This is a genomic window from Lysinibacillus sphaericus (assembly GCF_015844675.1).
In the GTDB taxonomy this organism is placed as follows: Bacteria; Bacillota; Bacilli; order Bacillales_A; family Planococcaceae; genus Lysinibacillus; species Lysinibacillus sphaericus_E.
In genome coordinates this window covers 1-12,237 of record NZ_LDGC01000011.1, presented here as the reverse complement: position 1 = coordinate 12,237, position 12,237 = coordinate 1, and the positions used below count along the sequence as shown (strand labels likewise).

The following is a 12,237-nucleotide window of genomic DNA, read 5'->3' as shown; positions in this document are numbered from 1 at the left end:
GACATCCTCCGGAGGCTTTGGCCACACGACGTGGGTCACTCAGTCGTGTGTTGTTGTTGTCGCTTTCGCACAGATAAATTGCAACAAGACGTGGCGTTCTTGGCATGAGTTCTTCTATTTCAGCGGGTGTCCAAACACCCGCTGAAATAAGTTAAAATGTATTATCAAATAGATTTTCTGCTATACCAAGCAAAATATCTTGCTCTGTAAATTCCATTAATTCTGCTCTTGTAATGTCTTTCTGTTGAATTAGACGGTTTGATTGAATAGTCACGAGCTTTTCAAATAAGTTTCGTATGTAACGACCGTTCGAAAAGTTTGGAATGGATTCGACTGGAATTTGATGCAATTGCTCCTTCATATGATATGCAAATATGTCCCCATACAAGTAATCATTATTTTTACATAGCATGGCAAAAATATCATAAAGCTCATCTGTACTAAAATTATCAAATTGCACAAAATGATTGAAGCGGGATTTAAACCCTGGATTGGCAAGTAAAAATTCTTCCATAAGCTCTGTATAACCAGCAACGATCACAACTAAATCATCGCGTAAATCCTCCATCATTTTTAATAAGCTATCAATCGCCTCTTTACCAAATGCGTCCTGTTTATCATTGATTAGTGAATAGGCCTCATCTATAAAAAGCACGCCGCCCTTTGCTTTATTCACAACTTCCTGAACCTTCAAAGCCGTCTGACCAACATAGCCTGCTACTAAGCCGGCACGATCTGTTTCCACAAAATGCCCGCTAGAGAGTACACCAAGATGCTTATATATTTGGCCTATAATACGCGCCACTGTTGTTTTTCCTGTACCTGGATTTCCGGAAAACACAAGATGATAGGTGATTGGGAAGCTTGTTAAGCCATGGTCGACACGTAAACTTTGAATTTTAATGAAATTGATTAGATTATGTAACTCCTTCTTGGCATTTGGAAGTCCTACAAGTCCATCAAGCTGCTTCTGTAACTTTTCAATCTCCCGTTCTATTTCTGGTGTAATTCGTAAACGTTCACCGTTAATAAATTCACCACTATAAATAATCTTGCCTTCTTCATTAAAATAATCTCCTCGGCCGTGCTTTTCTCCATTTACAAGTTCCCCAATATAAGAGGCCTGTCCATTAGCATAATAAAGAGTACCCTGTCCTGTCATTGCATCCTCTTTAAATTGCCCCTCCGATACAAGTACACCTCGTTTGGAATAGTTCTTACCTTTTCCATGCTTCATATCCTCAAAAAAATAGCCGTCGTACTGAAGGGATGTTACCCCATTTGCAAGCTCCTCAGCATTTGGCGATTCAGGTGCATAATACAACTTTCCTGCCCCTTGCATATGATTCCATATGAAATCACCTTCATATTGTAAAAAACCACTTGGATAGTATTTCTTCCCCTTGCCTTTCTTCATGCCATGAACAAAATCCCCCTCATATTGTGGTTTATTTAAATGTGGATACTGTTCACGAAGCTCTTTAAATGGAGCAATACCATCTTCCTCATAATATAAAACCCCATAACCTTCCATTAAATCATTACGAAAATGCCCCTCGTAATATACGTGACCGCTCTTATATAAAATACCATTACCTTGTTTTTTATTTTGAATAAATTCGCCTTGGTATATTATTTGGCCTTTTAAATACATGATGCCGTTACCTTGCTTCATATGATTGACGAATTCTCCCTCGAATAAAAGCTCTCCTTCTTGGTCAAATAGCGTACCTTTTCCATCATAAATGTCATGACCAAAGTCATTTTTCTTAACACCGCCACGATACATTAATGTACCATCTGGATACAATATCTCTTTTTCTTCATGATTATGCGTCATTTGGTTGCCATCCTTTATCCATTCAGTATATGCTCAATTATAGCGTGGGAAAGAATACATATGTACAAATTTTCAGAATTTAAGGAGTTTAACATGAAAAAACGATACAAACTAGTAATCGGCATCCTATTACCCCTTCTCATCTTATATGCTTCAACCATATTTTTAACGCGCGATTCAACATTTGATAAGGAGGTAATTGAACGATTTGATATTGAACAAATTAATGAGATTGAATTGATCCGTTCTTCTGATAACAAAACAATCACTATTACAGATGTAGCTACAATCAATCAAATAATGCAGCAATTTGAAAATCAGTCGCTTCGAAAAGTCTATTTTTCCACTTCAGATTATGACGAGGCTTATTGGCTAACATTACGTAATAGTGATAACCTAGAAATAGGCATACGATTAGATAACTCAAAGCATTTATTCGTTTATTTGTATGAGGAAAACTATATGAAAGATTACAAGCTTTTAGATCATTTTAATATGACCTTTTTTGAGGATCTTTTTTAAATATATTCATTCTTAAACGGTAAAAATCCGCTTCGATTAGATTCTACGCGGATTTTTATCGTTTATTTGTGGATTGCTTTTGTTTATTATATATAGCGATAGTTTTCCTGCATCGATTGAATCGTTTCAATGATCTCTTCTCTAAGCTCAATTGGCTCTAGCACTTCAATGTTTGCCCCTTGACTCAGCAGCCACATTTTAATACCATGACCAAAAACTTCTGCTTCAAATAAATATTGCTCATCTTTTTTAGCTATTATGTTTGCTGTTGGTAAGCGATCTAAAACCGCTTGCGGCGATGTTCCTTTAAAGATAAATTTCATACGTAACAGCTCGCCGGCATGCATAAACTGAATACGCTTACGGAACTCTCCTTCTTGAAAACGTTCGGTATAGGGTATTTGAAATTTTTGTTCAAGTTCTTGTAAATGTTGTATACGGTCGACTCTATAGACAATGGGCAAATCCTTTTCGACCTTTTTATCATAAGCAATTAAATAAAAGTAGTATTCTGAGAAAATAACGGCGAGTGGTTTTAATATCTTTTCTGTCGGAATTGCTTCACCTTCACGTAAATAATCAATTTTAATGATTTTCTTTTTTTGAATCGCCTCTGACAGAGCCCAAATTAAACGCAATAGAGACTTTTTATGATGTAAATCTACATACAAATGCTTTTCATTTAAAATAATATTGCGAATAAATTCCTGCTTATCAGCTGCAACAATTGAAATAAGCTTATCTATAATATCGCTCATTTCTGATTTTAGCAGCGCTCTTGATTCGATCAGAATTTTTACAATCGCTAAAACTTGCTCCTTCGATAAATTACTTTCCCCTGTATTTGTCAGCCTGTACACATTTTCGGTCCGAACATATTCTAAATGGCTATCCAATTTAGCTTTTTCCAAATACGCTCGAATTTCATTCAAATCCCGTTGTATAGTTTTTTCGCCAACATTATGTGTAAAAGCTTCTTGTTTTTTGTTAATTCCTTGACCATCTATTAGTCTGTCAAACATCGAAATGACACGATAGCCTTTGTTTTGTTGTGAATCCACCGTATATCCCACTCTTTCTTCATAGTTACAACTCTATTATACAGAATTAGTTGGACACTATTAGTCCTTTTAACTATAAATTTTCTACAATGTTGGTATAATTGATATATACTAATTAACAACAAAAACCATTAAGCAGACTAAACATACTATACTTTTGTTATATTTAACTTTATTTTTACCAATGAATTCCGAAGTGGCAAATAAAAAAGAGCTTCAACCTTGTGGATTGAAGCCCTTCACTATTATGTTTATGAAATTAAAGTATGGAGCGAGGGGTTGATTTCCGTTCCGGCTGGGCGCCTTGTTGTTGTTGCTGTCGCTACGCTTTCGCACAGAGCAAAACTTCCTGGGGGCGTCTGATGAGCCGCTTCACTCACGTTGCTCGCTGCATGGTCTCGGGCCAGCAGGATGTTGGTCACGAAGGCGTTATCACAGGACGTGATGCTTTAGCCTTCGTTCCTCTTTATCGCTGATCCCCAAGGAGGCGCCAGGCCTCCACTCCAATCAACCATTTCTTTTATCATATATCTTCTGACATGTCATTCATTCTAATTTAAAATTAAAACGAAACTAAATTTCAGCACTGTTTTTCATGTGCGAAAGCGCAGTGCAACTTAGCAGCATCAACAATATATCTTTGCAAAAAGTAAATAGCCTAGAACGAGAATTCATTCATTAAGTGCCATATTCCCAAATATCACTCTAAACACTTTGTTTCAACATTAGTAAGGTCTCCACCTTCGTTGATTGAAGCCCTCACCCGTTATTCCTTTACTTTTACCGCTGTTCCATATGCTAATACCTCTGATGTGCCATCCATCACAGATGATGTGGAAAATCGGACGCCAACAATGGCATTTGCCCCTAGTCGTCTTGCTTCTTCCTCCATAGCTTGCGTGGCAATTTCTCGGGATCGAACGAGCATTTCTGCATACTCCTTCATTTCTCCTCCGACAATATTGCGAAGTCCAGCTATCATATCACGACCAACATTTCTTGATTGTACTGAATTACCTTTTACTAAACCTATCGTTTCTACAATTTCTTTCCCAGCCACAGTATCTGTTGTTGATAATAGCATATAGGTCTCCTTCTATTTTTTATATTTTTGAACGGCTTGAACAGCATCTGTGATGGAAGTTGTAATTACTCCCGTGCGCTTAATCAAACCAATAACAAATAAATTACGATAAACAAACTGATTTTCAATTCCGTCCCGCACAAGTGCCTCTATTTTCATCATATTGTCCCGACCTTGTTGACGAACATCTGTAAAGACACCTACGATTGGACGATCCAGCATCGCAAATGCACCTATTTCTGCTGCTACACCTGAATCAATCTCAACACCATCTAAAACAGCTACTAATACATCGCTATTTTGCAACATTTCTAAATCTGCTTGTGCAATCGCCAAACTATCCGCATAGGCCGTTTTATCGTTTATCGCATCATTCTCCTGTGGTACATATAATTCGATACCAGGTACTGCCTCTCTAATTGCCGCAGCGAGCTGTTCGTTAACTAAACGATCTCCTAAAGAAAATAATCCATTTGCTAAGTATGCCTTCATGTTAAAACTCCTATTCCAATGTTTTTTCAAACACTATTTTATGTTGATCTTTTTTATCCACAAAAGTTGAGACAATATCAAATCCGTGTTTAAGATTTGTGATGAGCATCGCCTTTCGCTCATTCCTACCATATGTACGAACTTTTTTAAAGCCCCGTGCCTGCAGATGTTCATGTTGCTGCTTCATTAATTGACTGGCAATCCCTTGACCACGTTTCTTCTCATGCACACCACCTAGCCAGCTATAAAAAACACCATCTGGATGTGTGTAGCCTAGTTTAAAACCTATGATATTCTCATTTTTTACTGCTAATAAACAAATGAGCCCCTCTTTACTTTCAAGTTTTTCTAATGGTAAATTGTCTCCATCAAATACATGTGCATGAATTTCCTGTAATCGCTTCAACCAATCATATGGAACGCCTTCAATTGTAGCAATCTGCATCTTTATCACCCCTATCTCAACTGTCATTAATTATAGCAGAAAAAGGTTTTGCGATAATGTTGAACATTGCATTATCGTTAGTTTTCAGGAAAAGTTACAAAGTTGAAGAAAACTCTTGGCGACCTTTATACAAGGGTAGTTATTACCTTCTTCCCCTGTGCGATCAATTTAAATAATCAATATTAACTATTTCATGGATAGTTTTATATAAAATATTTTCGTAGCTAGAAGCATTCAGTATACTTGACATAATCCATTAATTAATTTTATCACATGAATAGGAGGTAATCTCATGGCACACATCAACAGTTGGCTAACAAATACGCTCCGTCCTTATTTTGGACTACATCTAATAGAAGAGCATTGGGATACGATTGAAATACGAAGTGGCTATTTCATCTGCATGGATGGTGATATCATTCGAAAACGTATCTCGGTTAGTGAGCAGGCTTTAAACTGCACGCGGTAAAGAGAAGAAAATGAATTACACCCATATTTCCAGTGTTAAAGCAAATGGAGTTGTTTTCTCTGCTGGCGTGGGGACAGAGAATGAGCCATCAAGTTACATCGTCGCTCGCAATGCAAAAACCCTTTTCGAATTGCCACTAACAAACATGGGAAATTTAACAACTAAAGAGGAATTGATTGAGTGGCTACAACATTATCCATCCAATTTACCAACAGATTATAATGAGAAATTGGAAAAACTCTCAAGAAAAAAAAGCTTGCGCTATAAAGCTGTTCCAGGAGATATTTTCCGAGTTGAAATTGATTTATTCACAGATGGCTATGTGCTTGTCGTCGGGGATTTACGCAAAATGCAAAAAGATGGTTTGTTTTCGGAAGATAGCCTATGGAATAATGTAATGACGATGCCGCTTTTTATTCGTCCTTATCTATTCAAAACAATAAACCGCTCACCAAGTATAGAGCATATTACATCTGCTCCATTAGCTGAACAAACATTGATTGTCATGGACGATCATTTTATGCGAGGTGGCTACGAAAAAGTTGGACACAAAACGCTAACCGAAACAGATATTCTGTTTCCACTTGGTTACGGTATAACCATTAATTATGGAAAAGAAATACGCTACCGCCTTTCCTGGGGAACAGGAACAATTAGTAAGTCAGAAAAAGAAACTTCTTTTAAAGCAGCAAGTCGTTTTTCTAATTATGGCGTATATGCAGGCATCAACGTCGAATGGTTTGATACTACCAGTGAACAAGCAATGTTACATTCACTGGAGCATCCGTTATATGCTAAAGATCGCAAGCAGGCATTTGCGGAATTTGGCTTACCAGAGGATATTACATATGATGAATTCAACCGCCAAACAGGTGGGCTTACTAGGTTAGAGTATTTAGATTACTTATCTTCCCGTAAATAAAGAAATAGGTATACAGATGTAGTGTGGTTTGAGATTACAAGACAGTTATCTCAAACTTGGTATCTTTTGATTTGCTGCTTAAATACCTTTTTATAATAAATTTTACGAGGATAACGTTCTTCTTTCAGTACCTCGTAAAGAACCGACTGACCTTCCTTGTAAAATACAGTAGCATCTTCACATTCATCATAAAGGTGCCGTGATAATTTTTTTACTGATTCAATAGCTTCTTTTCCGCTAATTCTCCATCCGAATCTAATCATATCGCTCTGGTCCATTGCGTCTCGATAAGTGTCAAAAACAATACACGTACCTGGCTCATGTTTATTGGAAAACACTAGTACATGACCAGTATGTACAGGCTGGTTAAAATAACGTTCGTAAATTTCCTCTATTGGTGCACGAATACCAATAGCATCCATAATCGCTTTAAAGTTCGGGTGAGGTATGTATTCATCTTTCCATTCATCAGGATAATATACTAATTCTGAAATAGATGCCATTATCCAAAATTCATATTTCAAATTGAACTCTCCTTTTACAATTAATACATCAAAAAGAAATGGGCGAGTTAAATAAGCTATTGCGTAGCTCTGTTCCCTTGTAGTAACAGTAAAGAGCTTGTTCTCTATTGATAACTACCAGATTTCAAAAGAGAAATAAGCTCTTTACATAAAGATGAAATGCCCATTCTAATATCACTTTAAAGAATGGATCATTTCTTTTTTAACTCGATTGAATAGAAACTCTAAGTTAGATTTCCATTCTATCCAGCATTCTGATTCACGCCATAATTCAACGATTTCTCTAATACCATCATCATCTGGAACTTCAGCTCTAATATCAGTTAAATATCTTAATATATACTTTAATGATTCCTCATCCGCATTTATTGAGTGTATTTTTTCAAATTCGTCTTCTGCATCATATAATTTCCCTGTATCAAGATACATTACATAAATCTCTGCAAGCGCCATCGCACTTATATCGAAAAGGAAATCAATTTCATCGAAGCTCTCTCCAAAAAGACCCTCTCGTTTCATCGCATTGATCACTTCAGATAGCTCTAAATGATTTGATTTTGAATTACTATGGATATAGTCCTCTAAAAAATCTACTACATCCAATCCTTCATCGCTTTCTAATGGCTTATATCCCCATGCTCCCATATTAAGACACCTTTCATATTTTAAATATAACAATCCCTACAAATTTCTTATCCTTTGCGTCGTTAATAACTAGGAGAGAAGCTAGAAACATAGACAAAAATCTCCCACTACGAACCTAAGCACATCATTTGGATATACTGTTCGTTTTAGTGGGAGACTTTTGTTTATCATCCGATTGTTTCCACAACGTTTCCTTGCTGATCTTTAATATATGTTTTTGCAATTTGGATGGAAAGCCCCGGTATAGAGGATACTTCAAACTCTTGTTCTTGCGGCATCAAGCTTTGATGGAGTTCCATAACTGCCTTGTCATTTAAAGTAATGGTAACATCCGTTTCCTCCACGTTATACCCACATTTTTCCCCCGGCTCAAATACAACACGGAATTCTTGACTAACTAAAGTCAGACTTTTCTCTTTTAAAATCCGTCCGCGTAATAGCTTGCCGATTATTCCCGATTGCTTTGCCCCCAGTGTTAACTTATTAGATTGTTTGCTGAACAATCCCTTTTTACCCTGCTCCCAAGCTAGTTGGTCTACGAATAAAAAGCCGGTACTAGAGCCTCCTTCCTCCATTCCTTTTGATACCGCTTCGGCAATGGATGGAATCTGTAAAAGAGTTGCACGAGACAAATCAGTAACATAGCTCGGGATATACTTAAGACCTGCATTTAGCACGCCCATTGTATTCCACGTTTGCATCGCCTCAAGCTCATCACCTGTAATACCAACCATTTGAATAAACTCCACTTGTCCATTTGGTGGCTCAATAGCAGGTAACTCGGGATCTATCGTAAAGGCAAGTGCCGTTAAAAGCGTGTCCGAACCTTGGCAAATTGGACCATTAGCATCCAAATAATCACCTGATCTGAAAACATTGCCACTGTCAAACACATACCTTCCCATGTTTTGTAGCAAATTTAACGCCCACGCAGGTGGCTCCTCCTCCTCTTCCTTTCGAGCAAGACGAAATGTTAACTCAAACCCATATCCGCTGTATTCAGCATTTTCTGATTCTTTCTCATATAACTCTGAAAATCCATAAGTGACAAAATGCCAGTGTGGGACTGGTGTCTCGCTCTTATACGCACTGATTCCTTCAAGCGGATCTTCGCCCCCTAATAAATAGGGAATAACGGTTCCGTAATGCTTCGGCTCTTGCTCCCCATAAATTTTTAATAATTCCTCATCAATCGCATCCCAACCAGATGTATTTAATTCTTCACTCATCCATAAAGCCCCCTTATGTATTTTTCAACTTCCTTTTAGTGGATGTTTCGACACCCACTGAAAAGTAGCTTAAACTCTATTCATCTCCCAACTATAGAGATGGAAGACAACTGACGTTTCACTTTCATTACTAATATATTCACTTCGGCTTCTACTTTAAAGTATATAATATACTCCAAAGAGAATAATACCCAACTTGAAGATCTTTAATTTTATAACAGAATAGTTTTATGTTCATAATCGACGAAGGATGTCGAGTAAATTATCGGGACTTAAGAATTATATCCAATGACATTCTGTATCGACCTTGGCCTAGAGCGACCATTAAGTGAAGCCTCGACGTTATCTAAATATGCCGAGACGTTATCAATAGCGAAGGTAAAAAATAATTAGAATGATTCGAGGTTTGTCCTTAACCGTATAACATTGCTGGTGAACGAACACTTTGTAAATAGTCTGAAAGCTTCCCTGCGTATACTTTTTCTAAATAAGGTAATTGTGAAATACAATGGGGTGTCATTAATGCTGGGTTTTGATAAACATTCAGCCCTCCAACCTTTAAAAGCATCGCCACAAATTGCGAACAAAAATAGGCGCGCTCTCTTCGAACCTCCCTTTGCATCATAACGCCAAAGAGCCCAATAAAATTATATTTATAACGATCGCGATTCCAATACATATAATGTACGATCTTCATCATCTCTAAGTATTGATAATGGGATATTCTACAACGATAAATGACACAATCAGCTGTTTCAAATAGCCCTCTGACTGCATCTTCTCGTAAAAACCCCCCACTTAAAGGATTGTTTAATTGTCGACGTCCAAAGCTATACATTTCAAAGAGCTCCTCATCAAAAGCAATGGACGCATGATTCATCTCTTTTCCAGTATACATACCTATAGCTTTTGACAATAATGTACCTGTTTTTGTTAATACTATGTAAATGGTGTGTGCCATTTCCTCACCTACTTCAATATTCTTTCCTACTACCAATACGTTTTAGATATTCAATCGGTTTCATTAATTTCCTTTTTTTATAAGTATATAATAATATGATACTATATTTTTTCTTAGTAAAAACTGAATATTTTCTTAATTTTTCGTAAATGCTTTTAGAGTTTTTTAAACCACCTTTATTTATATGTTTTGAATCGTATTCTTATGTGTATCACTGTGTACTTGGGTATATGTATGTACGAGAGGATATGATGTTAAATTGTAGAAGGGTGTGATGAAAGTTTGAGAGTTAATTGTTTATTAGATAACCGAAGAAAGAGTAAAGCAGATAACACCCCATTTGTTAGTCAAAAGTGGGGTGCAATTTCCATGCTATCCATTTTTTCAATTTGCGTTTTCATGCTTGATTATACTTGAATTCTTCACCGTTTCCTGACAATTATTTTGATATATATTTATTGCTTCTTTTAAAAATAGTTGCTCCTGTTCTGTAAAAGGATTTGGAAATTTGAATGTTTCTGTAAATGGCAGCTTTTTTTCAACTAAATCTAAATTCCCTTTCAAGGTTTCATTCATAAGCTGTAGAAGTGTTCTAACAGTTTCTTGAGCTTCTTTTGAAGAAGGTATAGCGTCTGTAAACGTTAAATGTTTAATTTCTGATAAAACTTTAGTCCATTTTCTATCTAAATCGATTTCCTCAGATTTATTAATACTAAATAATTCATCAGTTATATCTTTTGGAAAGTGTTCTTTAAACCATGTTTCGGTGTTTTCAGCAAATATTAATTTTTGTAGCATAGCACAAAATATCTCGATATTGATAATTTCTTCGTCTTTCACTGTTTCAATAAGATGGTTTAAATCGGATAATATATTTATGATTTCAAGCTTTTTAGCTTCAAACAACTGTTTTTGATCGTTTAAAGATTTTAAGATAATTTCACCTTTAATTTTGTTTTTTTGCAGCATATCTTTAATTTCCTTTAGCGACAAGCCTAGGAACTGTAATGACTTAATGTTTTGTAAAGTAGATAGGTCCTCTGTCGAATATAGTCTATGTCCACCCTCTGTATAATCACTTGGTTTCAGTAGGTCTATACTGTCATAATAGCGTAGTGTTCTAATACTAACACCAGACTTTTGCACAAGCTCACCTATCGTAAATATACCTTTCCCCACAAATTATTCTCTCCTTAATGATTGACTTTAAAGTAACGTATAACGGGATAAGAAAACTTTTTTCCATTTAAAGTATAAATTGCAGCAACTAAAATTAGTATTGTTTCAAGAATAATAAGTGCAAAAGAAATCATTGAAACCGCGCTCCATTTTTTAGAAATAAAAGTTAATAACAAAAAAACCGGGAAGAAAGTAAAGTGAAGGTTCATCCCTTCTTTTGCATGGTCAGCAAAATATTTATTCTTATTTCTCGATACTAAGTATACCAATATTGGTAAAATAAAGGTTAATAATAGGGAAAACAGGTGCATTAAACTTGCCAATCCTCTATTTAATAAACGCTCTTTTTTCATTGTACCGTTCCTCCAATAGCTTATTTGATTGTTACCTTTTGAATTGAGTAACTAAATTCATCATAAAAGGTGACGCTACTAGAGATTCAAGGACAAATTCAATAAATAATTCATATGTATTGAACTACCCCCACTTATCGGCCTTTCGGTCTGATTGAAGTGGGAGATTCTTGGGAACAGAGCATACTTGTTGGTGTATTTCTTTACCAACAGCGGTTTCTCTTATTTACCAAGCTATCTCCGTAGATTCCTACGGTTCTATGATTATTCAAACCGAGGCTAATGTTCGTAAGCCTTCAGCTAAAATATTTTTACTAGCATTAATATCTCTATCGTGGTTTGCATGACAAATAGGACAAGTCCAGTCTCTTATTTTAAGAGATTTCTTGCCATCATGATGTCCACAATCAGAACATATTTGACTAGATGGAAACCATCTGCTTACTTTGACGATTGTTTTGCCATACCAAGTTGCTTTGTATTCTAATTTAGATACAAAAGCAGACCAAGA

At 36.1% G+C, this 12,237-nt stretch carries 15 protein-coding genes; 3 read left to right on the top strand and 12 right to left on the bottom strand.

Annotation, left to right across the window (positions count from 1 at the left end):
• Positions 1-151: 151 nt before the first annotated feature.
• Positions 152-1,840, bottom strand: coding sequence for an AAA family ATPase (locus ABE34_RS03880; RefSeq protein ID WP_197140600.1), 1,689 nt, complete (start codon positions 1,838-1,840; stop codon positions 152-154).
• 93 nt (positions 1,841-1,933) lie between these two features.
• On the opposite strand from ABE34_RS03880, the gene ABE34_RS03875 reads away from it, so the two are divergent.
• A complete protein-coding gene (locus ABE34_RS03875; protein WP_197140598.1) occupies positions 1,934-2,362 on the top strand; it encodes a hypothetical protein in 429 nt (142 codons plus the stop codon).
• Positions 2,363-2,448: 86 nt separating this feature from the next.
• Here the strand turns inward: ABE34_RS03875 and ABE34_RS03870 are convergent, their stop codons facing one another.
• From ABE34_RS03870 to ABE34_RS03855, 4 genes are all read right to left on the bottom strand, one after another.
• The gene (locus tag ABE34_RS03870) at positions 2,449-3,423 is read right to left on the bottom strand and encodes a helix-turn-helix transcriptional regulator (RefSeq protein WP_346655521.1); all 975 of its coding nucleotides are present in this window, start codon (positions 3,421-3,423) and stop codon (positions 2,449-2,451) included.
• A gap of 766 nt (positions 3,424-4,189) precedes the next feature.
• Positions 4,190-4,507 carry a YbjQ family protein gene (locus ABE34_RS03865; protein ID WP_197140596.1) on the bottom strand — a complete coding sequence of 106 codons (318 nt, stop codon included), beginning with the start codon at positions 4,505-4,507 and terminating at the stop codon, positions 4,190-4,192.
• Between the two features lie 12 nt (positions 4,508-4,519).
• A complete protein-coding gene (locus tag ABE34_RS03860) occupies positions 4,520-4,999 on the bottom strand; it encodes a nucleoside 2-deoxyribosyltransferase (protein ID WP_197140594.1) in 480 nt (159 codons plus the stop codon).
• Positions 5,000-5,009: 10 nt separating this feature from the next.
• Positions 5,010-5,444 (bottom strand): GNAT family N-acetyltransferase, encoded by a 435-nt coding sequence (locus ABE34_RS03855; protein WP_197140592.1) that lies wholly within the window; start codon positions 5,442-5,444, stop codon positions 5,010-5,012.
• A gap of 292 nt (positions 5,445-5,736) precedes the next feature.
• Between ABE34_RS03855 and ABE34_RS24950 the strand changes: the two genes are divergently transcribed.
• Together ABE34_RS24950 and ABE34_RS03850 are read left to right on the top strand one after the other, a co-directional pair.
• Complete coding sequence (locus tag ABE34_RS24950; protein WP_241747185.1) at positions 5,737-5,913, top strand: hypothetical protein; 177 nt, start codon at positions 5,737-5,739, stop codon at positions 5,911-5,913.
• 10 nt (positions 5,914-5,923) lie between these two features.
• Positions 5,924-6,835, top strand: coding sequence for an immunity 26/phosphotriesterase HocA family protein (locus ABE34_RS03850; protein WP_241747186.1), 912 nt, complete (start codon positions 5,924-5,926; stop codon positions 6,833-6,835).
• Positions 6,836-6,885: 50 nt separating this feature from the next.
• Here ABE34_RS03850 and ABE34_RS03845 read toward each other — a convergent pair whose 3' ends face one another.
• The 7 genes from ABE34_RS03845 to ABE34_RS03815 all read right to left on the bottom strand — a co-directional run.
• The gene (locus ABE34_RS03845; RefSeq protein WP_197140590.1) at positions 6,886-7,359 is read right to left on the bottom strand and encodes a hypothetical protein; all 474 of its coding nucleotides are present in this window, start codon (positions 7,357-7,359) and stop codon (positions 6,886-6,888) included.
• 174 nt (positions 7,360-7,533) lie between these two features.
• Positions 7,534-8,004, bottom strand: a complete 471-nt coding sequence (locus tag ABE34_RS03840) for a DUF4259 domain-containing protein (protein ID WP_197140588.1) — start codon at positions 8,002-8,004, stop codon at positions 7,534-7,536.
• 167 nt (positions 8,005-8,171) lie between these two features.
• Entirely contained in the window at positions 8,172-9,233 is a 1,062-nt protein-coding gene (locus ABE34_RS03835) for a suppressor of fused domain protein (RefSeq protein WP_197140586.1), read from the bottom strand.
• Positions 9,234-9,645: 412 nt separating this feature from the next.
• Complete coding sequence (locus ABE34_RS03830) at positions 9,646-10,194, bottom strand: hypothetical protein (protein ID WP_197140717.1); 549 nt, start codon at positions 10,192-10,194, stop codon at positions 9,646-9,648.
• A 384-nt stretch (positions 10,195-10,578) separates the two neighbouring features.
• Positions 10,579-11,373, bottom strand: a complete 795-nt coding sequence (locus ABE34_RS03825) for a MerR family transcriptional regulator (RefSeq protein WP_197140585.1) — start codon at positions 11,371-11,373, stop codon at positions 10,579-10,581.
• Between the two features lie 14 nt (positions 11,374-11,387).
• Positions 11,388-11,726: a DUF4870 domain-containing protein gene (locus ABE34_RS03820; protein ID WP_197140584.1), complete on the bottom strand. Its 339-nt coding sequence runs from the start codon at positions 11,724-11,726 to the stop codon at positions 11,388-11,390.
• 268 nt (positions 11,727-11,994) lie between these two features.
• Positions 11,995-12,237, bottom strand: a 243-nt coding sequence (locus tag ABE34_RS03815; protein WP_197140583.1) for a zinc ribbon domain-containing protein, incomplete at its 5' end; no start/stop codon positions are given.

What these genes read in the sequence shown, in the direction of transcription:
- ABE34_RS03865 (WP_197140596.1), bottom strand. Translation starts at nt 4,507, where the DNA reads ATGCTATTATCAACAACAGATACTGTGGCTGGGAAAGAAATTGTAGAA.
- ABE34_RS03880 (WP_197140600.1), bottom strand. Translation starts at nt 1,840, where the DNA reads ATGACGCATAATCATGAAGAAAAAGAGATATTGTATCCAGATGGTACA.
- ABE34_RS03820 (WP_197140584.1), bottom strand. Translation starts at nt 11,726, where the DNA reads ATGAAAAAAGAGCGTTTATTAAATAGAGGATTGGCAAGTTTAATGCAC.
- ABE34_RS03875 (WP_197140598.1), top strand. Translation starts at nt 1,934, where the DNA reads ATGAAAAAACGATACAAACTAGTAATCGGCATCCTATTACCCCTTCTC.
- ABE34_RS03855 (WP_197140592.1), bottom strand. Translation starts at nt 5,444, where the DNA reads ATGCAGATTGCTACAATTGAAGGCGTTCCATATGATTGGTTGAAGCGA.
- ABE34_RS03850 (WP_241747186.1), top strand. Translation starts at nt 5,924, where the DNA reads ATGAATTACACCCATATTTCCAGTGTTAAAGCAAATGGAGTTGTTTTC.
- ABE34_RS03860 (WP_197140594.1), bottom strand. Translation starts at nt 4,999, where the DNA reads ATGAAGGCATACTTAGCAAATGGATTATTTTCTTTAGGAGATCGTTTA.
- ABE34_RS03835 (WP_197140586.1), bottom strand. Translation starts at nt 9,233, where the DNA reads ATGAGTGAAGAATTAAATACATCTGGTTGGGATGCGATTGATGAGGAA.
- ABE34_RS03830 (WP_197140717.1), bottom strand. Translation starts at nt 10,194, where the DNA reads ATGGCACACACCATTTACATAGTATTAACAAAAACAGGTACATTATTG.
- ABE34_RS03840 (WP_197140588.1), bottom strand. Translation starts at nt 8,004, where the DNA reads ATGGGAGCATGGGGATATAAGCCATTAGAAAGCGATGAAGGATTGGAT.
- ABE34_RS24950 (WP_241747185.1), top strand. Translation starts at nt 5,737, where the DNA reads ATGGCACACATCAACAGTTGGCTAACAAATACGCTCCGTCCTTATTTT.